The sequence below is a fragment of the Novipirellula herctigrandis genome (genome assembly GCA_007859835.1).
GTDB lineage: Bacteria > Planctomycetota > Planctomycetia > Pirellulales > Pirellulaceae > Novipirellula_A > Novipirellula_A herctigrandis.
The window spans coordinates 6,264,821-6,288,394 of the sequence record SJPJ01000001.1 but is presented as its reverse complement, the minus strand read 5'-3'; the positions used below and the strand labels follow the sequence as shown (position 1 = coordinate 6,288,394).

Below are 23,574 nucleotides of genomic sequence, written 5' to 3'. Positions count from 1 at the left end.
GACGAGAAGGCCCTGACGAGGACGAATCGTCGACATTTTCATTACAAACCGAAGTCTTTTCGGCATGACGATCACTCACTTCAGCTGATCGCCGCGCCACTCCAAACTTTGCGGATTAGGCACTCTAAGGGGTATCCACCTATTTATTGGGACAAGGCACCATCAATCATCCCGAGGGGGCGTCTACGCCGATTCAAGTGTACAAAGACCCGAACGATTTGCCATGGATGGTGAACCCTCGATTCGGCTCGTCTTCTAATCTTCTCCCTCCCGCAAAAGATAAAGTCGAGACTGGGATGCTCAAGGACGTAAAAAAATCACTCATTCTTTGGCCGCTCACCGCTTCGGTGATCGTGATGCTCCTGTCGTGGTTAGGCAGCAACAATGAATCGTTTATTCAGTGGGTCGCACAAACCAAACAATCGATCACGTTGGCTTTTGGCGACGAAGCAATTGAAATCACCCCGATTGCCGAAGAGACGGTCCGAATCGACCACTGGGATTTAGTGCGAGGAAGCTCAACTCTCAAAACTAGCGTGGCGGTGATGCACCGTCAGGTTTCGCCACCCAAACAAAGCACGGTCGCTGTCGAACGCCCCGAACATGGCTCACGAGCGCTCCGAGTCCCCGATCGCCTAGAGCGAGAAATCGGCGGCAATCCATCGGCCGATCATGTCCGCCCCATTGTTTCGGTCCCTGCGCCGGTCCGAAACGAAACTCAAGAGTTAGCTGGGCACCAATCAGCACCATCGTTGACTTTGCCAACACTTCAGCCACAGATGCCGCTGACGATCACGCCAATTGGCACTTCGATGTCTCTTACCAATGCGACCGAATCGAATACGCATGACTCCATTTTGCCCAAATCGATTTCCGTGCTTGGCAAACGCATTGTGCGAACGAAGCCAGACATTAAGAAAGACGAAACCAACGTTTACTTAGAAACGTATGCTCCACCATCAGCGGTGGACTCCTACGGAGAATCACTTGCTCAACGACCAGTTCAGTCACTTGCTCAGCCGCCTGCTCAGCCACCGGTAGAACCAACCGCAGGGACCTACGAACCGACTCACCGGTCGCCACAATTCAGTCCAGCCGGGTGGCCCGTGACCAGCAAACTTGATCAGCAACTCAATGGACTCGAACAATTCGCAACAGGCACCGACGCGCATACGTTCGAAACCACCACAATGGTCAATTGGATCCACCGCGTCCAAGCGACGCTCGACCAATTGCGAAGACTACCACGATTGGGGCACCCCGACGCGGGCGAAAAGCTTGACCAATTGAAACGTTTGTTTGTCGAGGGCCACGTCGCGGCCGAGGCAATGCCGGATCGCGAAGCGCAAATACTCTGGCTCCACGCCTGCTACGCCGTCGAACGTCGAGCGGCGGTGTGGAAACCGGTTTGGAACCTAACCTCTTCGGGCCAGACCGAGCAAGTCTTGGGGCAAATCGATCCTCAAACTCTTTTGCAGGCGGAGCAATACGTTGCCCAGGTTCGTGAAATCCTGCCGGAAACTCAGGATGTCGAAGGCTGGAACCGTTACTTGCTCCTCGACGAACTTGAACGATCCGCAAACGAGTTTGAAACCAACAACCGTGCGATGCTGGCCAAACGATTCCTATCACGGCTACGTTGGCACGGATTACACCCTGAGCATCGCGATTGGCTCGACAATGACGCGATCGAACAACTCGCTAATGCCGTACGTCCTTGGACGCGAGGGGCGGTCGACTACGCCAGTTTACTAAATCAAATTGAGCACCAAGAAGCAAACGAAATTGATACGGTTTCGGTCGAAATCGCTGAGGCAGTTCAAACCTTGCAGCACGCCGAAAGCCCTCAAGCGGTCGAAATCGCTAACGTCATCGACACGTACTATCGCAACGCAAACATCCGCGTCGCGATGAGCGAAGGTTTGCTAGAACGCATGTTGCCTTCGATGGATACAAAAACCGTTCCCGTGCGGACAACCATCCTTGGTAGCCAAGTGACCGGCGTCAGCCAAGTTGACAGCAGCCTACAAATTCAGCTGAAACCGACCCCTGATCGCTGGCAAATTGAACTGCAAACGCTTGGCAATGTTCACACACGCTCGCTCGGAACACAGGGTCCGGTGTCGGTGAGGACCGATGGAGATTCGAACTTCTTCGCGACGACGCCAATCGAAATCAGCACCAACGGAATTCGCAAAGGTGAATCTTGGGTGGACGTCCAAGGTTCGACCCGATTGCGGGGCATCGAAAGCGATTATGATCGATGGCCGCTGCTCGGACCACTCGTTCGCAGTATCGCCCATTCACGATATGACTCGCAAAAACCGGTCACCAATCGACTTGCTAGCGCAAAACTGCGGGAACAAGTCAGCAGCGAAATTGATGAGCAAGTTCAAACGAAACTGAATCAATCAACCGACCAATTGGCCCAAGTGGTCCTTGGTCCGCTCGGTGCTCTTCGGCTCGACCCGAAAGTCGTTGACATGCAAACAACATCCGAGCGGTTGTTGGCTCGCTATCGCTTAGCAGGCGATTGGCAAATCGCCGCGTTCACGCCGAGGCCACGAGCGTTACGCGACAGTTTGATGAGTGTTCAAGTGCATCAATCAGCGATGAACAACATGCTTGAACAATTGGTGCCTCGCGATCAACCGCTGCTGATTAGCGACATGATCAACCAAGGAGCGTTACTATTCGGCCAAGATCCATCGACGTTGCCAGAAGACATTCCTGATGATGTGATGATCCAATTTGCGAAGACTCGGCCAATCACTGTCGAGATCGAAGACAACAAAATGTGGTTGACGCTTCGTATCGTCCGACTGACTCGCGGCGATACGTTAGATCTTCGTCGCTTTATCGTTCGTGGTGCTTATGTGCCGCACGCGGAAGGACTCAAAGCATCTTTGGTTCGCGACGGGCATTTGCGCATCAGTGGCCCCAGCTTGTCGATGCGACAGCGATTGCCGATTCGAGCGATCTTCAACAAAGTGTTGTCGACCACGCACGGCTTTCCGTTGACGGCCGTTGCACTCGAGCACCATCCCGCGGCAAGCAACTTGGTGATCAGCCAATTGGAACTTCGTGAGGGATGGATGGCGATGGCGGTAAGCGAAGCCGAAGCGGCCCGGATCGCGACAAGACCGTAGTCGATCCGGAGCTAGAAACCAAGCTTCGGCGTCGCCCGACCAGACAATCTGATAGCCAGGCGATCCTAAAACAGAAGCGGCGAAAGCCTGAACACCAACTTCGAGACACCAATACCCAGCCTAGAAGCTTACCTCCAACTCGATTTTGCCCGATTCGATGGCGGTAATAAACTCGGGCAAACTCGGCAGCATGTTTCGCATTTTCCGAATTTCTCGACTCGTTAACCAATGAAATTCGGCCACTTCATCGGGATTCGCCACCGGAATCACGTCCGCATCGACCGAGGCTAGCCACCATGCGAGGGTCGTTCCCCAAGGGGTAACACTTCGCCAACACAATCGAATTGGCGAAACATCGATGGTCAATTCTTCTCGCATTTCGCGAACCAGTGCGAACTCTTCGGTTTCACCTTTTTCAATGGTGCCGCCCGGCAAACAGAGCTTTCCCGGTGCCGGAACCGTTAGCGAGCGACGAATCGTCAATAGCCTTTGATCGCGGACGATCACTCCCACGACACCCCGCTTCTTCGGAAATTTCGGTCGCTGCCTGTTCATAGCGTGCTTTTAACCAAGGGCTCGCTCGGGCACAATCTTAGTTCACCGAACCGCCTATGATTCGAGCCTCGCCCAAGACTCCAACAACATAAACGCATTGAAACCAAATACCACCCCATTCGATTTCCCCGTTGACTTCCAAAGCGATGAAGATGCCGCCGAAGCGATCCGGATCATCGATCGGCTGCGAGAAGCGGGATTCATTGCCTACTTCGCCGGTGGCTGCGTCCGCGATGCGTTACTGGGCAACAAGCCAAAGGATTACGACATCGCTACCGATGCGGTTCCCGATGCAATCCAAACCGTTTTTGGCAAGCGTCAAACGCTAGCCTTTGGTGCTAGCTTTGGGGTCATCGGCGTGTTGCCATCAAAAGAGCGACGCCAACGAGCAGCCATCCCACTGCAACCGATCGAAGTGGCAACCTTTCGAAGTGACGGGACCTACACCGATGGACGTCGCCCCGATAGTGTCCATTTTGGCACCGCCGAAGCAGACGCGGTGCGCCGCGATTTCACGATTAACGGACTGTTCTATGATCCGACCGAAGCAATCATCGTCGACTACGTTTCCGGAACGGAAGACCTAGACAAGAAAATCCTGCGTACGATCGGCTCGCCCAATCAGCGGTTCGACGAAGACAAACTGCGAATGCTCCGCGCCGTCCGATTTACTACAACACTCGGTTTTTCAATTGCCCCATCGACTGCGGCGGCAATCCGAGAAAACGCGGCCAAAATCGATAGTGTCAGCAGTGAACGCGTGGGGGTTGAAATGCGGCGCACCATGATGTCAGAAAACGTGCTCGACGGCATCGATCACCTCACATCCCTTGCTCTTGGATCACACGTCCTTCCCGAAATCGAAGACATCAACAGCGAACAATTTCATCGGCTTTTCGCGATAAAAAAATCTCGCCCCTTCGTCGTAGCATTGGCCGGATTCCTGTTTGCGACCAAACATCCGCGGAAACATTTAAAGGCAATCACGCGGCGTTGGAGACTTTCAAATGTAGAAGTCCGACAAGTGGATTCAGCGATTCGATTCGCGCCAATCATTGCCGAAGCGGATCAAAGGGCTTGGTCCCAAATCCAACCGATTCTGATTGACCGAGATGCGAATATCATCCTCGAAGTCAGTCGCATGATTGCCGGAACCAATAACAAGGGAGTTGCTCTTTCAACCGAAGCGTTGCGATGGTCAAACGAGCGTCTCGACCCTCAACCGCTAATCGGTGGGAGCGACTTGGCATCACAAGGCATCCCCAAAGGGCCTGCCTATGCCAAAATACTGAAGCAAATCCGCGACTTGCAGCTCGATAACAAACTGCATTCAAAAGACGAAGCACTCAAGTACGCAGCGAAGATTCACAAAACAGATCAACCGTAACTCCAAGGAACATCCACATGGCAATTTGCCGATTCACCGACGAAAACGGTCATTCCCAATTCGCCATCTATGATCGCGAACGAATCTGTCCCCTTTCGACGCTTCTTGGTAAACCGATCGACCAAACTCAACTCTTTTCACGCGGAAACAAGTGGCTAGAAAGCCTCCCTGCGCCAACCGAATCCCAGTGGTTGACGACGCCCTCCACGTTACTACCACCGATCGCTGATCCAGACAAAATCATCTGTATCGGCCTGAACTATCGTGACCATGCGCTCGAAACGGGATCGGAAATTCCGACGGAACCGGTCGTTTTTAGCAAATTCAACACAGCCCTTATTGGACATGGCGACGCGATTCGACTTCCAAAGATCGCAACAAAAGTCGACTACGAAGCCGAGTTGGTCGTGGTGATCGGGAAGAAGGCAAAACAGGTTTCTCCGAATGACGCGATGCAGTACGTGATGGGGTATAGCTGTGGCCACGATGTCTCGGCACGAGATTGGCAAAAAGGGCGTCCCGGCGGCCAATGGCTGTTGGGGAAAACGTTCGACACATTCGCTCCGGTCGGCCCCTGCTTGGTCACCACGGCGGAAATGCCAAACCCAAGCCGAGTACGAGTGCGAATGCACCTCAACGGCGAAACCGTGCAAGAGAGCACAACCGAGCAATTAATCTTCTCGATCCCCGAGCTCATCTCGCATCTTTCGAATATCGTCACGCTCAAACCAGGCGACTTGATTTTCACCGGAACTCCTCCTGGGGTCGGTGTGGCCAGGAAGCCGCCCGTGTTCTTAAAGGCTGGTGATACTTGTAGTGTCGAAATAGAGGGCATCGGAACACTTACTAACTCGTGTGTCGATGATTAGCAACGAATATCGCCTTTCGCTCCGTGCGACACCGCACACTATAACGGTGGTTCGTTTGCACCTATAATATTAGAAGCGGATTCAATCTCTCACTTCCCTGATTGATAGGTGCAAACATGGCTGGTCTACATTCCAAAAAAGCAGTTGCCCCGGTTGACTTTAGTGACTTTTCCATTGCGTCGGTTGATCGCGCTCTTGAGATCACCGAGGAAGATGGCGTGGTACATGTCGTCCATGTGTTAGCCGAGGTCAACTATGCTGATCCTGGCATGATGTATGCGGGCGTTTCGAACGAAGAACGCGTCGTCGAAGTCGAGCGGCAACTTCGCGAACGGATGTCGGACGCAAAATACGCCAAGGTGCAAATCGCAGTACGCATCGGTGACCCTGGACGCGAGATCGCTGTCTATGCGGAAACCGAAGCAGCGGACTTAGTCGTAATTGCCTCACATGGTTATGGTTTCTTTAAGCATATGTTGCTTGGTTCGGTCGCAGAGCGAGTTGTACGACTCGCCCATTGCCCCGTCCTTGTGCTACGAACCTAGAATGTTGCCAATCAAATCGCGCCGCTTTTCGCTCTGCGAAAGCGTGTTTCGAAATGTGCTCCAATGCAGCACACTCCACTTATCTACAACGCGGAACGCGACTCGTCCTCTGCAAGGCGTTGCATCTCGATTTTCACCGGTTCGTAGAAGTCGTCAACATTGCGGATGTATCCTTCAAACCGCATTTGAGTCGCACGCGAGCCAGCATAGTTTGTCGGCTCACAGTATGCCCAACACGCCATCGAAAGCAGAAACGCCGCGAGCGATGTGACCGTCAGTGTCCCGATCGAATCAGCGATATCTTTGCGCCACACACAGACGACCGCCGCAATTACGCCAAAGATCCCAACTCCCCAATAGCCTCCGTCGTTGACATTCCACTGGGTCATCGCTTCGGCAAGCTTCGCATGCCCCGGGAACCAATCTTCCCACGCCGAGGGGTTTAGTCGACCGACCAAATCGAGTGTCGTGTTCGAAGATGCATTGGCTTGGATGGGCAAGCCGATCGATTCCCACCCGAGTTGCCAATGAATAATGATCGGCAATAAGACTGCGACAACCGTGCTCGCAATCATCAACGAAAGAATACTAAACTGAAATCGGTATCGCATTCGAAACGCAACGCCTGCCCCCAACGAGAGCAGCATCACGCACAACCCGATCGTGAAACACCAATGCTGAGCCTTCTCCGAAACAACCTCCGCTGGCCCCAATCCGAAAAAGAAAAAGCTCAACCCGACACCGACGCCAAGACTTGCGATCGGCCAAATCTGCATTTTCAGCTGACTGGCTTGGCGAGAAAGAATCGCCCAAAGGAAAGTAAAAAAAACCGTGGCTAACAGGAGGGGTTTGATGAGCGACACGGTATCGAGACTGATGAGCGAAACCAATTTCGTTGACGCTGAGAGATCGTTCTTGCTAACATTACGATTGGCTTGCCCGAGCCGTGATTTCCACTCCAAAGCTTCTGCGAGGCGGCGTGCCGTTTCAGCGGAAACCTGTCCGTTTTCCGATTCGTTCTTTTGTATGCTCTCAAGAACGGACACTCGCATAGGTGCAACCATACCAACATTGTATCGAACGGAATCGTCGGATCGATTCAATGCCAATTGCATGATCCCGTCGGAGAGTTCAAGCAACCTCCTTCGATTGTCTTGATTCGGCAAATCACCTTTTATTTCAACCATTCGCAAAAGTTGCCTCGCCCCCAAAGACGCATGACTCGCTGCACGCGCCGCGACAAATCTTGCCCGCAGTGATTCAATCGTTGTTGCTTTGGGATGGCCTGCTAAATCATGAAGCCGCAACAGTCCGTCGATGCCGGGTTCGCCGAGCGTTAGCGTGGGTGCTTCGCCGATGCCCTTTGCCAATTCAAGAACGGCATCCCAAGCCCGTTGGTCCACGATAAAAAAATCACCTTTGTCATCAAAATCAAAATCAAGAGCCTGGAGTTCGAGACTCCGCATCTGCAACAAGTCATACAGGGCGTTGCCGGGGTCATGAACTCTTGCCTCGTCGAGAACGGCCAACCAATCGGCAACACGAGCCTCGTCATCGCCTGGAGCCTCTCGTGGTGGCCACAGCAATATCGCTCTCAATCGCCACCATCGCGGATCGTCGGGAGCCATCTGGGTCGCTAACGCCGTCAATTCGGGGACTTGTCTCGATGCGTTCTCTTGAAACGCAACTTGCGACTGGTCAAGCCGATCAAAGAACAGTTTCGAAAAGTGGAATGTATCTCCACCAGTATCTTTTAAAGTCTGCGATGCCAACTTCGCCGCATAGAGCATGCTGGGTTGATCGAGAATCAACGCAGCTGCCGCGTGAAGTTCAGCATCATCAGGATGCTCCGCCAAAACGCGATCGATCTTAGCCTTCCAAAATGCCAACTGCTGATCAGGCTCCTTCTCAGCCGGCGTTCGACAATCCCAAATCATTCCAATCGTCCACTGGCACAATGAATGAATCGAAGTGGCGAATTCTTCGGATCCACTTTGTGAAGCCCAAGCCATGCGAACAACCCCAATACCAAACACAACCAACAACAGCCCCAAAACCCAAGTCGTAAGTCGGGGAATCGATTTCATGGACGTGGCAAGCTGTTTTGGGAAGCGTTTGGAAACAACGTGCGTCAATTCTAGTGGATGGCGACCACCGTTTCGTGGCTTGCTGCTTAGGGTTGACCGCTGAAACAGTGAAAAACGGCAAGAACATTGCGATTCAACTGCGTGGCCTTTCGTCGCACCGAGGTTTCACCACAGCGACTTAAACCGCCACGTCATAGAAGCGATCGTATCGACTGATTTTCAAAAACTCGCCTACGTGTTGCCGCTTTGGCTGCTCGCGTTAACATAATGCCTTCAAGACCACTCAATCCACTTGGCTTTTTTTGTGAGACATAGTTGTGCGTATCGGTGTTTTTTGTAGCGGCGGGGATGCTCCGGGGATGAACGCTTGTGTTCGAGCAGCGGTTCGCTGCGCGACATCCATGGGACACGAAGTTGTGGGGATCAACCGTGGCTACCAAGGTTTGATCGACGAGAATTTCTACGTCAATTCTGCAGGCGAGCCTCGAATGACCGCTCGCAGCGTCTCGAACATCGTCCAACGCGGAGGAACGATTCTGCGAAGTGCCCGCTGTCCTGCTTTTCTGACCGAAGACGGGATGCTCAAAGCGGTCCGCAATTTAAAGAAACACGGAATCGATGCACTGGTTCCCATCGGTGGCAACGGAACGTTTCGGGGTGCAGCCGAATTAATCAAACGATGGGAGGGCCGTGTTGTGGGTTGTCCTGGAACCATCGACAACGACTTGCTCGGCACCGATTATACGATTGGCTTTTCAACCGCCGTCGCAACGGGTGTCGAGGCAATTGACAAATTGCGTGATACCGCCGAGAGCCATCAGCGACTGTTCTTGCTCGAAGTGATGGGACGCCACAGCGGCTTCTTGGCACTCTACACCGCGCTAGCGGGCGGCGCAGAATTCGCCTGCGTCCCCGAAACGCCGACGGATATACCTGGAATTGTTCGACATCTTGAACAGCTTCAAAAGACAGGAAAGAAATCGATCATCGGGGTCGTGGCTGAAGGCGATGAAGAAGGAGGTGCGACCATCCTGCAAAAGAAACTAGATGACGCAAAGTGTACCTTTTCAACTCGTGCAACCATTCTCGGGCACATTCAACGTGGTGGCTCACCAACGCCTGATGATCGGATGCTCGCCACAAGGCTCGGCGATTTTGCCGTCAAGTCGCTCGACTTAGGTGCTACGGGAGTGATGGCAGGCGAGATCAATAGCCGATGCGTTTTGACACCGCTTGCGGATACCTTCGCACAACACAAGCCGCTGCCTTCGGAATTGATCGATCTTTTGGATCGCATGTCAAATTAGGATCGAGCGAAGCCTCTATTGCGTTTCATCATGTTCTATCCGGCGGTCAATCCCCGTCGTGAACGTCCTTTGCTTAGGGATGATGAGTTCGATCGCGAGTGATTTCCATCGGTGAAAGGTGTTGAAGAAATGAATGATCCTGTGCGAAATCCATACTTGAATCGCGAAGCGGCGGCATCGTCGCCCGATCAACTTCGTGGATTCGTCCGTACGAATCAAATCATTTGGTTCGCGCTGATCCAAGGGACTGTGTTGATCACTGCGATCCTTGGTTATATGTCCTTCACATCGGAACCGTTGGCAGAGCGACCACCCGATGCGATGCCCGCGGGATTAGGTGACTATGTGTTGCCAATGGTAGGCGTCACGTTCGGTGTCGGAGCGATTGTCGTCTCGCTTGTGCTAACGCGAATGCTACGTCAAACGGCGATCAACAAGTTTGCTGCTTGTAACGAAAGCGTCCAGCGACCAGTCGACGAAAACGTGCCCCTGACTCACGCGGTCACTCAGTTACTTAGCGCTTCGTCCGCCATGAGTATCGTCGGCATGGCGATTCCGGAAGGAGCAGCGGTATTGAATGCGGTTTTGATGTTGATCGATGGTCAGCCGTTGATTCACTTGTGCGTCATCATCGTCTGTGTCGCGGCGATTGCAGTTCAGTTCCCTACGACGCAAAAGAAGTTGGATTTGATCGAAGCAGCGTCGAGGTAAGTGCGTTTGCCTTTCCTCATCGAGAGAAAATACCAATGGTACCGCCGAAATAGGTCGAGTCCGAATCGCGTCCCTCGGTGGTGACCAATTCGCGTGCAAAAACACTCAACCGCACTTTCGGGGTCCACCAAAAATGGACACCGATTTCGGGATAAACTGCCGCGAGTGCGCCGCTGAAATGGTCTTCCTCTTCGCCTCGTTCATCAATCCATCCATTGTCATCGTTGTCGACGCCATCGTTATCGGCCAACCGCGTTTCTTCGGCATACCCGGCAAACAGCCCCAAACCAACAAACGGTGCCAAGCGGGTTGGTGCCTGTAAACGAATGCCCGTTTCGACACCTAAATAGACGTCGTCGTCATTCGCTGCTGCGACTGCGCCGATTCGGTTAGTGAAATAGCTGGTCCAGTATCCCGTCACGCCCGCTTCGGCACTGGCCATGGGATTGCCACCATCGCCGAACGAACTCATCCCCGCAGAGCCATAGAAACCGTACGATTCCCTGACGAACCGTGCATCGGCGGCTTGTTTAATTTTGCCAGCGATATTGGTCTTTTCCGCACCGCGGGCGTACTTCTCCGCATAGATCGGGTCGTCCATCGCCCACCGCGATCGAGTCAAACCATCCGGTAATTGAGCAAACGCATCTCGACCGCCAATCAAGACGATCAACGCAAACATCAAAATGCCTAATCGAGCCAAGAGTTTCGTCCAAGATGAAGGTGTGACGTACTGCATTCCCTGGTGGCATCTTTAACACAGCCGGGCGGAGAGAGACAAGCGAAATGCTGCGGCGCGAACGTTTGCTATCGTGCTTTGGAAAAACGTAACAGAACTGGCATTGACAGCCATCGATCGCAATTCATAGGGTCCCAAATGGAGTCGAGATTTCGCTTTCAATGAGTCAATTCAGCCATTGTTTTCGTTCTAGATCGACTTGGCTTGACAAAACACCTGAACAAACGCAAAGGATAGCGTTGGTTCAGAATCTAATGGTTCGAGGTAGGCAGGGATGCACACAAAACTTTCGAAAAACCAAAACGTGTTCGCAATTCGTTTTCTCATAACGACTTGCTTAGCTGTTACCTGCACGTCAATGGGATGCCGAAGCAGCATGCGTCCGTTCAGCATGTTCGCACGGCGAAGCGAACCGTCGGCCGAAGCCTTAGCCGGCGCGGGCCCAACGACCACCTACCCGGCGCCGCCTAGTGCATCCGCGACTCCCGAAGCGATCGCATCGGTCGCGGGTGGTACCGCAGGAAGCACGATCAAACCTGAAATCCCCGGCATCAACTCCCAACAAGATCAAATCGCAAGCCTAGGCATTTCGCCCGGTTACGCGGTTCCAGCATCCGCGAACATGTCTGCGGCCGAAGCCAATGGCTTCACCGGAGGATCAAAATCAGCCTCGTACGCCAGCACCAACCCGACCGGCGCAACTACATCGGGTTACCAATTTGGCAAAAAGACATTCACGCCGAAAACAACGCTGCCCGAATCGAGTGCTTCGAATCCTGCTTTAGGCAACTCAACAAATAACTACGCCAAACTCAGCGGCGGCTTGACGGCCCCTTCCGCACAAGGCTCACCTACCGGCGCGTCAACGCCTAGTGTACCAAGCATGTCCGGCTATACGTCACCGGCTTCGTACGCTCCCCCATCGCTGGCGGCATCGAAAACTAGCGAGCCAGCCACACCCAGTTCAGGCTTAGGTGGTTTCACACTGCCCGACTCGATGAAGACCGAAATTGCCACGACCGCAGCAGCACCCGTTGCCGAAGCAAGAACAGCGGCCGTTTCAAACTTGCCTGGACTTGACGCTGGAATGGGGACCGCCAATACAACACCTAGCTACACACCGCCAGCCATGTCGACAACGCCTAGTAGCAGCGGAGGCGGATACATGCCCGGCAGCACAGGCAAAGCATCCGCTTATCCCGGCAGTGGCTCCTCGACGCCGACAAGCAACTCAGGTTCGTTTTACCGATAACGAACAAGTGATCTCTTGTGGTCGACTTTCTCTCAGAGCGAAAGCCGACGCGGATCCCCGCTCGTGCATTCTCGCTTACGACCCGTTTTCGAGGGTCTGTTTCGCTTGAGCCCCGTTTCGACTAAGGCCGCGAGCCCTCACTGGGCTCCGAAAAGACTTCGATACTTCGGAGTTTGCCGCCACCTCGCTTGGGGCTTCCCGCAGCAATGTAGATGCGACCGTCGTAGACCACCGCTTGGCTACCGTGTCGCCCCTGTTGCAAATTGGCCAATCGCGTCCATTTCGGTTCGGTCGGATCGAGTATCCACGTCATGGGAACAGCTGTCTCAGCCGTTTCGCCACCGAAATAGACAATCCGATCGTCGATGACGGCCACGCCTGCTGCGGCGGTTCCAACGGGCAGTGGTGCTTGATTTAACGTGGACCACGATTTGGTTTTAAAATCGTAGATGTCGACCGCAGTTTCAACCGCACCAAAAAACGCGCCAAAGGTCGGCTTGTGTAAGCTCGTATTGCGACCACCAATGCAATAGAACTTGTCGTCCAGAACCACGGCATGAAAATGGTCACGAATATGAGGAGCATCAGGAAGTTTCGTCCAAACTCCCGTCGCGGGATCATACTCGTCAAACCAATTATTCGTGCCGCGAGTGTGACCGTCGGTGATTCCGCAAGCGATGTAGATTTTGCCGTTGTACACGGCCGTCCCCGCACCGCCGCGTCGCCGTAGCTTGGGAATCGCGTCCCCTTCGCTCCAAACATCTTTCACAGGATCATAGATTTGAACTCGATCCATCGGCGGTTCGGTTGGGTAGTTACCTGTCATCGCCCCGACCATGTAAATCTTGTCGTCCCAAACGACTGGTTGGAAATGGTGAATCAGCGGCGTCGTCACGCTCATCTTGTCCCAAGTACTCGACAGGGGATCAAAACGATCGACTTGGCGGGATTCTCGTCCACCGATTAAATAGAACTTCCCACCGAGACGAACCAGCGACGTTTCGTGCCTTCCCGTAGGCTCGCCCATGGTATCGACGGTCTTCCATTGCCAATGAGTCATCGCTTCGGCTGGTGCCAGCGATTGCCCCTGATCAGCGTTCACTACCATCGATCCGAAGCATGCTACAACGAAAAAGACGGCCGCCACGAAAGCCAAATTATTGGATCTTTCCTCAGAGCTCATGATTCACTTTGCTCATGGTTCACTTTTGTGAGGGAGACCGTTGCGATGGTCGCCCGGGGGCACCAAATTAGAACAACCGGCGTCTACCAACAAATGTCTTTTGCGTTAAAGATCGGGCCTTCGACACAAGTTCGTTTATAGTCCCATTGTTCGGGACCATCTTGGCGAATTTTTGCGACACAGGAAAAGCAAATTCCAATGCCACACGCCATCGGCGTTTCCATCGAAACATCGCACGTCACCGATGGCTCCGATTCCGACTGATCCGCAGCTTTGCAAACCTCGGCAACCTTTTCCATCATGATCTCGGGACCGCACGTCGCGACGCGCACCCGCTCTCCCGCAGGCAACTCGGCCAATCGTGCAGCCAAGACATTCGGAACCAATTCCTTGACACCTTCGGAACCATCATCGGTACAAAGCGTGACGTCGAATCCAGCGGAGCGGAAGTCGTCGACTCCGGCCAGCAGCGATTTTCGTCTCGCGCCGTAAATCAACTCGACGTTCTCGCTCCATCGATTCGCTCTTGCCGGATCGCCATACGTTTCGGTCCCAACTGCTTCGCGTCCAAGCGTTAGCATCGGAGTTTGACCAATGCCACCAACCGCCATGATCAATCGGTCGCAGCTTTCGTTATTGAACCCGTTACCGAGTGGTCCCCAAACGGTGATCGCAGTTCCCAGGGCGGATGCTGACAAAGCGCGGGTCATGACACCCTTGCGAAGGTATACCAAATCGATCCAAGTAGGTTCACCGTTTGCATCGCGAACGACATCGTAGACAGCCAAAGCGCGGCCGATCAGCGGTGCGTTAGTTCCTGCCAGACGAATCATCACAAATTGGCCAGGGACTACCATTGCGGCGATTGGCTTTGCCGCAATTCGCAGCCGAAAGGTGTTCTCGCCAACCAATTCGTTTTGTTCGACCGTCGTATGAATTTGCTTCATTCGATCGGCATAGTGTGCGGCGTGTAGCTTCGAAGCGTGCGATTCAGAGGGCATATTTGGCTGCATGTTTGGCTGATGTAATAAGCGATTCTTTTGGCATTGGCGGAACTAACGACCTCGTTTCTTGTTCGCCTGATTCCGACTAGGTCGGGAGGACGACTTACGAGCCGATGCATTCGATCCCCGTTTTCCTGTGGCCTTGCTTCCTGTGGCCTTGTTTCCCGTGGCCTTGTTTCCTGTGGCCCGTTTTCCTGTAGTCCGTTTTCCTGTGGCCCGTTTTCCTGTAGCCCGTTTTCCGGAAGTTCGCTTTCCTGCGGACTTCTTCTTTGCTGGCTTATCGGATTTCGGCTGTGACTCTTCGCCACCGATCACTACGCCCCCTTCGGATTTGGGTTTGTAGCTGGGCAGTCCCTTGATTTGAAGTCGGCCGGATTGAACCTTTCCCGAGGGAGTTGATTTGGTCGCCTTCGTTCGACCGGCTGTCTTTCCGCGGCCAGCGGATTTCGCAGCACCGGCAGGTCGACCACGTCCGGCTGTTTTCTTCGAAGCCTTTTTAGAACGTGAAGGGCCTGATGGCCTCGCCTCGGCAGCCTTTTTGGATGCCTCCGCTGCAACGTGCAGTTTCTGTATTTCTTGGTGAGTCAAAACACGGTAGGAACCAGCCGGCATTTCACCGAGCCGAAGCGGGCCAATCGCGATACGACGAAGTTGTTGGACTTTGTGGCCGAGTCGCGCGAGGACGCGGCGGATTTCGCGGTTTTTACCCTCTTGAAGCGTAATCTCTAACTCAGTCGCTTTCGGACGAGCCTTTAAGATTTTAGCCCCTTCGACCTTCACGTAGCCTTCGGCGATGAACATTCCCTTTTGCATCGACCGCATCGCTTCGGGGCCAACTTTTCCCGCCACGGTGACGCGGTAAACTTTGCGAATCTGGTATTTGGGATGAGCCAATTTTTGACCAAGTTCACCATCGTTGGTCAGCAAGATCAAACCTTCGCTGCTACGATCGAGACGTCCAACCGGGAAGACTCTTTCGGTCGGCGGAACCAAATCGATAACTCGCGGACGCCCCTCGGGATCCGAATTGGTCGTCACCACACCCGTCGGCTTGTTGACCGCATAGTAAACGAGTTTTTGCGATCGAAGAGCGTTGCCATCGACAAGAATTTTTGACGTTTTCGGGTCGACCGAGGTTCCGAGCTTGTCGACGACCGCTCCGTTGACGTGGACGCGGCCTTCCACAATCATCTCTTCGCACATTCGGCGGCTGCCAAAGCCGGCAGACGCCAACAGACGTTGGAGCCGAACGGGCTTGTCCCCATCGCTGAGCGGACGCGTTGGCTTGGGTTTGGAAGCGGATTTCTTGGAAGAGCGGCGTGGCATGTGTGTTCTCGAGAATCGATAGTGACCTAGCCTTAAAACGTACCACAGCGGAACCGGCTTGTGATGCGGGCGCCTGCGGTTGAAGGCTAAACGTGGCGATTACGACGACCAACGTTGTGAAATCGAGGCATTCATGGTTTCTAAACTGAGGTGTGTAACGCTATGCTAATGCGCAGCCATTTTGCATCGTCGGCGTTGCGAATCGATGTATGTCGTAGCGCTGGAATTCCGGACTCCAACTTGCCCAGATAGACGCAAGACCGGACCGGTGAACACAATAGCACCACCCAGGAACCGCCATGTTTCGATCCTATTTCCCGCTCGGCTTTGCCACACTTGTTTGTGCCGGACTTTCAGGCTGTCGAGAGCAGGCGCCCGTTGCCTATGAGCCCAACATCGTCCATGCGATGAAATACGAGATCCAGGAAGGCTTTTCGATGGACCAGGCGTCCGAAGATGCCAATTGGGTTGTGACGGAAATGTTCGGCACACCGAATGAACCGAAAATTCCAAGCCTGAGCGTCGAAGGCGACACCCCCGCCGACATTGGACTTGTTTCGATCGATCGTCTGATTCGGGCATCCGGCGCGCCGGACGAAGAAGGCCGCGGGCTTTATCGCAAACATTGTTCACTCTGCCACGGATTAACCGGCAACGGCCGAGGAACGACCGCAGCAATTTTGAATCCGTACCCACGCGACTACCGAATGGGCATTTTCAAATTCAAGTCAACACCTCTTGGCGCAAAACCGGCACGTGAAGACCTTGCTCGTGCGATTCGCAACGGGATTGCTGGGACCGCGATGAACAAAATCGCGGAACTGTCCGAGGAAGATGTCCAAGCCTTGACCGACTATGTGATCTTTCTGTCATGGCGAGGCGAGTTGGAGCGATCGCTGATCGATGATGCGATTTATGACCTGGATATTGAAGCTGGTGAGCGGATTATCAACTCCGAATTAGCCAATAGTTCCAGCGAAGAAGACAAAGAAACCTTCGACGAGCAGTGGGGATACGCGGTGGATACAGCAAGCTCGATCGCTGATTCATGGCTTGAAGCGGAAGAGGAAACGATTGAGGTTCCTGATCCCCCCGCCGACTTGCCGGTCGCCGGTTCTTACAAAGAATACACCGAAATGCTTCAAGGCGAGCAAGCGGAAGCAATGAAATCGTCCGTCGAGAAAGGACAAGCGTTTTTCGTCGGCAAGATTGCTTCGTGTAGCAAATGCCATGGCGAAAAAGGACTCGGCAACGGGCAAACGACCGACTATGACGATTGGACCAAGGACTGGACTTCGAGAATCGGGCTGAAACCCGAAGAACGAGACACACTAGTGCCCCTATTGGCTCGAGGCGCGTTGCCGCCGATCAATGCGATACCACGAAACTTTGCCGAAGGCATTTTCCATGGCGGATCCGAATCCGAAGACCTGTATCGCCGAATCACGCAAGGCATCGATGGAACACCGATGCCCGCTGCGACGTTTGTTGACGGGGAGTTTGAAGAGGCAGACGTTTGGCATCTAATCAACTTCATCCGATCGCTCCAAACGACCGATCATGATACTTCCACGGACCCTGAAATCACCGAGGCTGTGAATCCCTAATCCATGCGAACTTATCTACAACTTCTCGATGAAGTCCTCAACCACGGACTCGACCGTGACGACCGTACCGGCGTTGGGACCCGCGGGCTCTTTGGCCGCCAAATGCGATTTGACCTCAGCGAAGGTTTTCCGCTGCTGACGACCAAGAAACTACACCTCCGATCGATCATCTACGAGCTATTGTGGTTCTTGCGAGGTGACACGAACGTCAAATGGCTCCAGGAAAACGGCGTCACGATCTGGGACGAATGGGCCGATGACAACGGTGACCTTGGCCCGGTATACGGGAAACAATGGAGAAGTTGGCCCACGGAGGATGGATCGACTGTCGACCAAATTGCGTCGGTCCAAAAGGAGATCGTGCAAAATCCACAATCACGAAGGTTGGTTGTATCGGCTTGGAACGTCGCCCAAGTCGAAAAGATGGCGTTGCCGCCGTGTCACTTGTTGTTCCAGTTCTATGTGGCAGGAAACAAGCTTTCGTGCCAACTCTACCAGCGGAGTGCAGACCTATTTCTGGGCGTTCCGTTCAACATCGCTAGCTACGCGCTGTTGACAATGATGATGGCAAAAGTGACCGGGCTAGAACCGGGTGATTTTGTCCACACGCTTGGTGATGTTCATTTGTACCGAAACCATTTCGACCAAGCTCGCGAGCAATTGACGCGGCACCCCAAGCCGCTGCCAAAGATGGAAATCCTGTCAAGCCCCGAATCGATCGACGGCTTCGCCTACAGTGATTTTCAGTTGACGGACTATGATCCGCACCCGCGAATCAAGGCGCCCATAGCGGTATGAGTGGACAAAAGCATCCGCTCATTGCGCTCGTTGCGATGACTCCCTCGGGGGTGATCGGCAAAGACGGCGATATGCCGTGGCGGCTCAGCAGCGACCTTCGACGATTCAAGCGGCAAACGATGGGCGGCACGTTAATTATGGGCCGCCGAACGTTTGATTCGATTGGGCGACCATTACCGGGACGGCGGACCATCGTGATCACACGAAACGCGGATTGGTCAATCGAGGGCGTAACGCGAGCAGACAATCCGGAACACGCGATCCGGCTTACAGGGGACGATTCACCCGTTTTTGTGGTTGGCGGAGCGGAAATTTATCGCCAATTATTGCCCTTTTGTGAGGAAGTTTGGCTCACTCGCGTCTGGTCAGCGGTTTCCGGGGACACATTTTTGTCAATCGACCTATCCGAATTTGAGCAAATCGAACAAACTAGGTACCCAGCATCTGCAAAAGATGATGTCCCGACGGAGTTAATGAAGCTTCGAAGAAAAATTTCTGGAAAAAACGCGCCGCGTCCCCATTGAGCAAATCGGGGGCCGTTCGCTATAGTTCGGGATTCTTGACCGAAGCCACCTCATGCACCTTGCAGCGTGACCGCTCGGATGAACGTCCCTTTTTCGTGCAAGTCCACCTTTCGATAGATACTTCAGGAGTTCCGCTATGCCCCGTTTGATGGGCGTCGACGTACCAAACGACAAGCAAATCCAGTATTCGCTGACCTATTTGTATGGGATCGGTTTGCATACGGCTCGTGAGGCTTGCGACAAACTTGGAATTGATCCCAGTCGCAAAGCAAGCGATTTGACCGAAGAAGAGTTGAGCCGAATCGCAGCGTTGCTTGAACGTGACTACACCGTCGAAGGTCCCCTTCGTCGTTTGGTTACCCAAAATATTAACCGACTCCGCGAAGTTCGCTGCTATCGCGGCATTCGGCACCGCGTCGGTCTGCCAGTGCGCGGTCAACGTACCAAGACCAATGCACGAACCCGGAAAGGCCCTCGCAAGACGGTTGCCGGTAAAAAGGGCGTTAAGGACTTGCGTTAAGCGTTTGCTTCGTTCGTTCTTGCTTTTAACTAACAATCCTACACTTCACTTGATCGAGGCTTTGCTGTGGCAAAGACCAATAAAAAGAAACGAGTTCGGCGTAACGTCACAAGCGGTATCGCCCACATTCACGCGACGTTCAATAACACCACCGTCACCATCACCGATCCCAAAGGGGATACGTTGTGTTGGGCCAGTGCTGGCACGAGCGGGTTTAAGGGCAGCCGTAAGAGCACCCCGTTTGCAGGCCAATGTGCGGCTCAGCAAGCGGCTGAAAAGGCTGCCAAGTTCGGAATGCGTGACTGCGAAGTCCGCGTAAAGGGTCCCGGATCGGGTCGCGAAAGTGCCATCACGGCACTGCAAGCTGCTGGCTTGAATGTGAAGTTGATCGAAGAAGTGACCCCGATCCCACATAACGGTTGCCGCCCACGCAAAAAGCGACGCGTCTAGTTTCGTCTTTCGGAATCCTTCGCATTGGATTCCCGGATGTCCCTCCATGGCGAAAGTGCCGTTCTGCACTGCGAACTGCACTGCGAAGCCGTCCCGCTGCCTTCAATGCGGGACAAACCAACACACTCAATACCAACAATAAACTTGAATCGAGGACCCATGTCGATGCACATTCGATGGCGTGGTATGGAACTACCCAGCACGCTCGAAGTCGATCGCGAAACCCTCACGTCGACTTACGGCAAATTTTCCGCCGAGCCCTTTGAACGTGGCTTCGGTGCGAGCGTTGGAAACAGCCTCCGCCGCGTGTTGCTCAGCAGCTTGATGGGCAGCGCGGTGACGCAAATCAAAATCCGTGGTGCACAACACGAATTCACGACCATCCCAGGCGTGATGGAAGATGTCACCGAGATCGTCTTGAACGTGAAGAGCTTGGTTGTGAAAAACCATAGCGAAGCAACTCGCGTGATCACCGTCGAAAGTGATAAAGCAGGCGTGATCACCGGTGCGGATGTGCAAACCGATTCGGACGTTGAAATCATCAACAAGAATCATGTGATTGCAACCTTGACCGACGACACTCCCTTTATGATGGAAATGGTTGTCGAGAATGGTCGCGGCTACGTACCTAGCACCGAGCACAGCAGCGTCGACCACGAGATTGGAATCATTCCAATCGACGCCGTATTCAGCCCAATCACTCGCGTTCGCTACGAAGTCGAAGAGACTCGCGTGGGTCAAAAGACCAACTTCGACCGATTGATCCTTGAAATTTGGACCGACGGAAGCGTTAACCCTGAGTTGTCGTTGGTCGAAGCCGCCAAGATTCTTCGCAAGCACCTCAACCCGTTTGTGCAATACCGCGAACTTGGTCCAAGCATTTTCTCGGCCGCTCGAGGTGGCACCGGTTCGCCCGAGGCGCAACTCGAAGCAAAACTGAACATGACGCTTGGCGAATTGCGTTTGTCAGTTCGGGCAAACAATTGCCTCGAAAGCGAAGCAATCCAAACCGTTCGCGATTTAGTTCAGCGAACCGAAGACCAATTGTTGGAAGTTCGCAATTTTGGCGATACGACCTTGAACGAAGTACGTGAAAAGTTGGCCCAGTACGGCTTGCATCTTGGGATGCGAGTACCGAATCAGCCACTTTTTTAAGTTTCCCCACATCCACACTATCGAAATTAAGAGACGAGTAATCCGCCATGCGACACCGACGACGAAGCCGCGTACTTGGACGAAGTCCAAGTCACCGAAAGGCGCTGTTCAAGAATTTGGCAAGCGCGCTGTTCTTGACCGAACGCGATGCAACGCACGATGAAAATGCGCCGAAGGTAACAGGCCGGATTACGACCACGCTGCACAAAGCCAAAGAAGTTCGACCGCTAGTCGAAAAGTGCATTACGATCGCCAAGAAAAGCTTGCCCGCTGCCGAAGAAGCGACAAAGTATGGAACCGATGCTGCGCGAGGCACCGAAGCGTACAAGGAATGGCGAAAGAGTGACAATTGGGTCAAATGGGCCGAAGCTCGTGCTCCGGTTGTTGCTGCTCAACGTCGCGTCGTTCAACTGATCGGTGATCGCCAGGCAACCCAAATCTTGTTCGACACCATTGCAGAGCGTTTCGTCGATCGGCCCGGTGGATACACTCGGATCCTTCGACTTGCAACGCCAAGACTCGGCGATGCGGGAACTCGAGCAATCCTTGAACTTGTCGGCAAGAATGACCGCGTCAAGCGTAAAGCGGAACGCCCATCGTTCGAAGACGAATCGGCATCGGAAACTGAAAACGACGAAACTAGCAGCGAAGAATAGAACCAACCGGTTCCCTGCAAGAAGAACTCACTCCAACGACGGTCTTGATTCAAGGTCGTCGTTTTTTTATGCGCATCTGTTTGATGCGGGAATAGGATCATCGTAGCCCATAACCTGACGTCGCCATACCAGGACACGCCTGGTATACAGCAGACTTAGAAAATCCCCTAGCCGCGGGATTATTCATGCTCCCTGTAAGCCGGACCAAGCAAGTACTTTCTGTGCCGGAACGTTGGTCGCAAGATGGGCGTTTGCCGGGCACGCACCTTGACCATGAGCACAAATTGCGTTTACCCCGTTCCGACAATCGATTGCAACCACGGTCCGGCCAACGGGAATCATGCGAGCTAGAAAGCGGACGAAAAGGGATTTTGAACGCAGGCCATTCGCTTCCTTAAGCACGTAGCCCCTGCGCCCGTCGCCATGCTGACTGCTGCTTTTCTTTTCCCACGCGCTGGGTAATCGCTTGCCATTTTTCGGCGACTTCCGCGAGAGCTGGCTTTGGACCAATCTTGCCATCCAAGGTCCGGCCAACTGCGTCGTCCAGCGTCTCGTAATACTCACTCGCCGCGAGTAACGGCAACGAAGGAACTGTCACGGGCATACCCAGTCGGCCGATCAACCAAGCTTCATATGGATTATCGGCTTGAGGCTCTGTCGCCAAGACCGAAGTCGTCTTGGTTCGTGTGGCGGTGATCATCGAAACTTGGCGGCGGAGCAGTTGACTTCCCTCACCCGCCGACAACCAATTCATTAACCGTTTGGAAGTGGCACTTTGACGGCAGTAACTCGATAGCGAAACCACCGGCGAAAACGGATCCAACATCATTCGAACACGCTGGCCGCCAGGCAGATCGCTGATCGTGACCTGAACATCACTATCCATTTCACTGGTTGGAAACCCAATCCCGCCAGCGATATCCCCTGTGCGAATGCCTTCCCAAATCTCTTCGGGTGTTAATCGACCGGGTTTATAATGCTGAACCGTGTTTGCCATTTGTTCAAGCACATCGACGTACTCGTCCGAATCAATCGTGGGTCGAAAATCCTCGCGCGAAAACAACCAACCTTGCGGAACAGATGAGACCGCACGCCACAAGTACATCACGGCTGCCCAGCCTGCGGCAAGTGGCTCTGCCGCCTTACCATCCAACTCGCTGGCAACCCAACCATCGTAATCGGCCCATGACGTCAATTCAGGCACTTCGCGTGTGCTTAAAAGCCCAGGCAATCGGGCACCGAGAGGCATCGCAACATATTGGCCACCGTAACGAGCGGAGCCATTTCGCGGTGCCGAAAGAACCGAGCCAAGCTCTTCCTCCATTGCCTCGAACTGATCGTCACTGATCGGAACAAGCGTTTCGGCTTGCATCAACTCCGAAACCGCGAACATTGGATAGATCACTACGTCGCAAGCCCGTGCCGCCGTAGTTAACTTCTTCATCCATTCGCCGCCCTCGGTACGCGACGCTGCTAAAACAGAGATTTCGAGTGGTTGTTCATCAACCGACATCCATGCTCGGCGAATCCCCTCGGCATCCTCATCGGTCCCGACCAAGACAATTTTCAGCGGCACATCGCTTCGTTTGGCAGTTGGCTCGAGACTCGCTTCCGGTTCGCTGCGACAACCCGACACAGCTAATGCGGCTCCCGCAGCGGCAAGCATCTCTCGGCGGGTTAGAAAAGTTGCGTTTCGGTACTCAGCCACGTGATTACTTCTATGATTTTGGGTCGGCATGTTTGGTTACGG

The 23,574-nt window shown here is 53.7% G+C and carries 21 protein-coding genes; 14 read left to right on the top strand and 7 right to left on the bottom strand.

Annotated elements, in window-relative coordinates:
- Window positions 1–296: 296 nt before the first annotated feature.
- A complete protein-coding gene (locus CA13_RS23045) occupies window positions 297–3,149 on the top strand; it encodes a hypothetical protein (protein WP_146400680.1) in 2,853 nt (950 codons plus the stop codon).
- A gap of 120 nt (window positions 3,150–3,269) precedes the next feature.
- Here the strand turns inward: CA13_RS23045 and CA13_RS23040 are convergent, their stop codons facing one another.
- On the bottom strand, window positions 3,270–3,704 hold the full coding sequence (locus CA13_RS23040) for an NUDIX hydrolase (protein WP_146400678.1): 435 nt from the start codon (window positions 3,702–3,704) through the stop codon (window positions 3,270–3,272).
- 97 nt (window positions 3,705–3,801) lie between these two features.
- On the opposite strand from CA13_RS23040, the gene CA13_RS23035 reads away from it, so the two are divergent.
- The 3 genes from CA13_RS23035 to CA13_RS23025 all read left to right on the top strand — a co-directional run bounded on the left by CA13_RS23035 (window position 3,802) and on the right by CA13_RS23025 (window position 6,505).
- The gene (locus tag CA13_RS23035; protein ID WP_146400676.1) at window positions 3,802–5,091 is read left to right on the top strand and encodes a CCA tRNA nucleotidyltransferase; all 1,290 of its coding nucleotides are present in this window, start codon (window positions 3,802–3,804) and stop codon (window positions 5,089–5,091) included.
- A 17-nt stretch (window positions 5,092–5,108) separates the two neighbouring features.
- Window positions 5,109–5,960 (top strand): fumarylacetoacetate hydrolase family protein, encoded by an 852-nt coding sequence (locus tag CA13_RS23030; protein WP_146400674.1) that lies wholly within the window; start codon window positions 5,109–5,111, stop codon window positions 5,958–5,960.
- 116 nt (window positions 5,961–6,076) lie between these two features.
- The gene (locus tag CA13_RS23025; protein WP_146400672.1) at window positions 6,077–6,505 is read left to right on the top strand and encodes a universal stress protein; all 429 of its coding nucleotides are present in this window, start codon (window positions 6,077–6,079) and stop codon (window positions 6,503–6,505) included.
- An 83-nt stretch (window positions 6,506–6,588) separates the two neighbouring features.
- On the opposite strand, the gene CA13_RS23020 is transcribed toward CA13_RS23025, so the two are convergent.
- Window positions 6,589–8,592, bottom strand: coding sequence for a hypothetical protein (locus tag CA13_RS23020; protein ID WP_146400670.1), 2,004 nt, complete (start codon window positions 8,590–8,592; stop codon window positions 6,589–6,591).
- A gap of 317 nt (window positions 8,593–8,909) precedes the next feature.
- Here CA13_RS23020 and CA13_RS23015 point away from each other — a divergent pair, with 317 nt between their 5' ends.
- A complete protein-coding gene (locus CA13_RS23015) occupies window positions 8,910–9,899 on the top strand; it encodes an ATP-dependent 6-phosphofructokinase (protein ID WP_473087481.1) in 990 nt (329 codons plus the stop codon).
- A gap of 129 nt (window positions 9,900–10,028) precedes the next feature.
- On the top strand, window positions 10,029–10,610 hold the full coding sequence (locus CA13_RS23010) for a hypothetical protein (RefSeq protein WP_146400666.1): 582 nt from the start codon (window positions 10,029–10,031) through the stop codon (window positions 10,608–10,610).
- A gap of 16 nt (window positions 10,611–10,626) precedes the next feature.
- Here the strand turns inward: CA13_RS23010 and CA13_RS23005 are convergent, their stop codons facing one another.
- Entirely contained in the window at window positions 10,627–11,313 is a 687-nt protein-coding gene (locus CA13_RS23005; protein ID WP_419194720.1) for a hypothetical protein, read from the bottom strand.
- Window positions 11,314–11,725: 412 nt separating this feature from the next.
- Here CA13_RS23005 and CA13_RS23000 point away from each other — a divergent pair, with 412 nt between their 5' ends.
- Window positions 11,726–12,601 carry a hypothetical protein gene (locus CA13_RS23000; RefSeq protein ID WP_146400664.1) on the top strand — a complete coding sequence of 292 codons (876 nt, stop codon included), beginning with the start codon at window positions 11,726–11,728 and terminating at the stop codon, window positions 12,599–12,601.
- A gap of 121 nt (window positions 12,602–12,722) precedes the next feature.
- Here the strand turns inward: CA13_RS23000 and CA13_RS22995 are convergent, their stop codons facing one another.
- From CA13_RS22995 to CA13_RS22985, 3 genes are all read right to left on the bottom strand, one after another.
- Complete coding sequence (locus CA13_RS22995; protein ID WP_146400662.1) at window positions 12,723–13,784, bottom strand: Kelch repeat-containing protein; 1,062 nt, start codon at window positions 13,782–13,784, stop codon at window positions 12,723–12,725.
- Between the two features lie 83 nt (window positions 13,785–13,867).
- On the bottom strand, window positions 13,868–14,785 hold the full coding sequence (locus CA13_RS22990) for a dihydroorotate dehydrogenase electron transfer subunit (protein WP_146400660.1): 918 nt from the start codon (window positions 14,783–14,785) through the stop codon (window positions 13,868–13,870).
- 54 nt (window positions 14,786–14,839) lie between these two features.
- Window positions 14,840–16,114 (bottom strand): pseudouridine synthase, encoded by a 1,275-nt coding sequence (locus CA13_RS22985; RefSeq protein WP_146400658.1) that lies wholly within the window; start codon window positions 16,112–16,114, stop codon window positions 14,840–14,842.
- Between the two features lie 299 nt (window positions 16,115–16,413).
- On the opposite strand from CA13_RS22985, the gene CA13_RS22980 reads away from it, so the two are divergent.
- From CA13_RS22980 to CA13_RS22950, 7 genes are all read left to right on the top strand, one after another.
- The gene (locus CA13_RS22980; RefSeq protein WP_146400656.1) at window positions 16,414–17,721 is read left to right on the top strand and encodes a cytochrome c; all 1,308 of its coding nucleotides are present in this window, start codon (window positions 16,414–16,416) and stop codon (window positions 17,719–17,721) included.
- A 3-nt stretch (window positions 17,722–17,724) separates the two neighbouring features.
- Entirely contained in the window at window positions 17,725–18,519 is a 795-nt protein-coding gene (locus CA13_RS22975; protein ID WP_146400654.1) for a thymidylate synthase, read from the top strand.
- Window positions 18,516–19,043 carry a dihydrofolate reductase gene (locus CA13_RS22970; protein WP_146400652.1) on the top strand — a complete coding sequence of 176 codons (528 nt, stop codon included), beginning with the start codon at window positions 18,516–18,518 and terminating at the stop codon, window positions 19,041–19,043. Before CA13_RS22975 ends, CA13_RS22970 begins: the two co-directional genes overlap by 4 nt.
- A gap of 148 nt (window positions 19,044–19,191) precedes the next feature.
- Window positions 19,192–19,563 carry a 30S ribosomal protein S13 gene (rpsM, locus tag CA13_RS22965; RefSeq protein WP_146403845.1) on the top strand — a complete coding sequence of 124 codons (372 nt, stop codon included), beginning with the start codon at window positions 19,192–19,194 and terminating at the stop codon, window positions 19,561–19,563.
- A gap of 66 nt (window positions 19,564–19,629) precedes the next feature.
- Window positions 19,630–20,013, top strand: a complete 384-nt coding sequence (gene rpsK, locus CA13_RS22960; RefSeq protein WP_146400650.1) for a 30S ribosomal protein S11 — start codon at window positions 19,630–19,632, stop codon at window positions 20,011–20,013.
- A gap of 159 nt (window positions 20,014–20,172) precedes the next feature.
- Entirely contained in the window at window positions 20,173–21,168 is a 996-nt protein-coding gene (locus tag CA13_RS22955; protein ID WP_146400648.1) for a DNA-directed RNA polymerase subunit alpha, read from the top strand.
- A 47-nt stretch (window positions 21,169–21,215) separates the two neighbouring features.
- Window positions 21,216–21,824 (top strand): bL17 family ribosomal protein, encoded by a 609-nt coding sequence (locus tag CA13_RS22950; RefSeq protein ID WP_146400646.1) that lies wholly within the window; start codon window positions 21,216–21,218, stop codon window positions 21,822–21,824.
- 394 nt (window positions 21,825–22,218) lie between these two features.
- Here CA13_RS22950 and CA13_RS22945 read toward each other — a convergent pair whose 3' ends face one another.
- Complete coding sequence (locus tag CA13_RS22945; protein WP_146400644.1) at window positions 22,219–23,532, bottom strand: hypothetical protein; 1,314 nt, start codon at window positions 23,530–23,532, stop codon at window positions 22,219–22,221.
- Window positions 23,533–23,574: the final 42 nt, after the last annotated feature.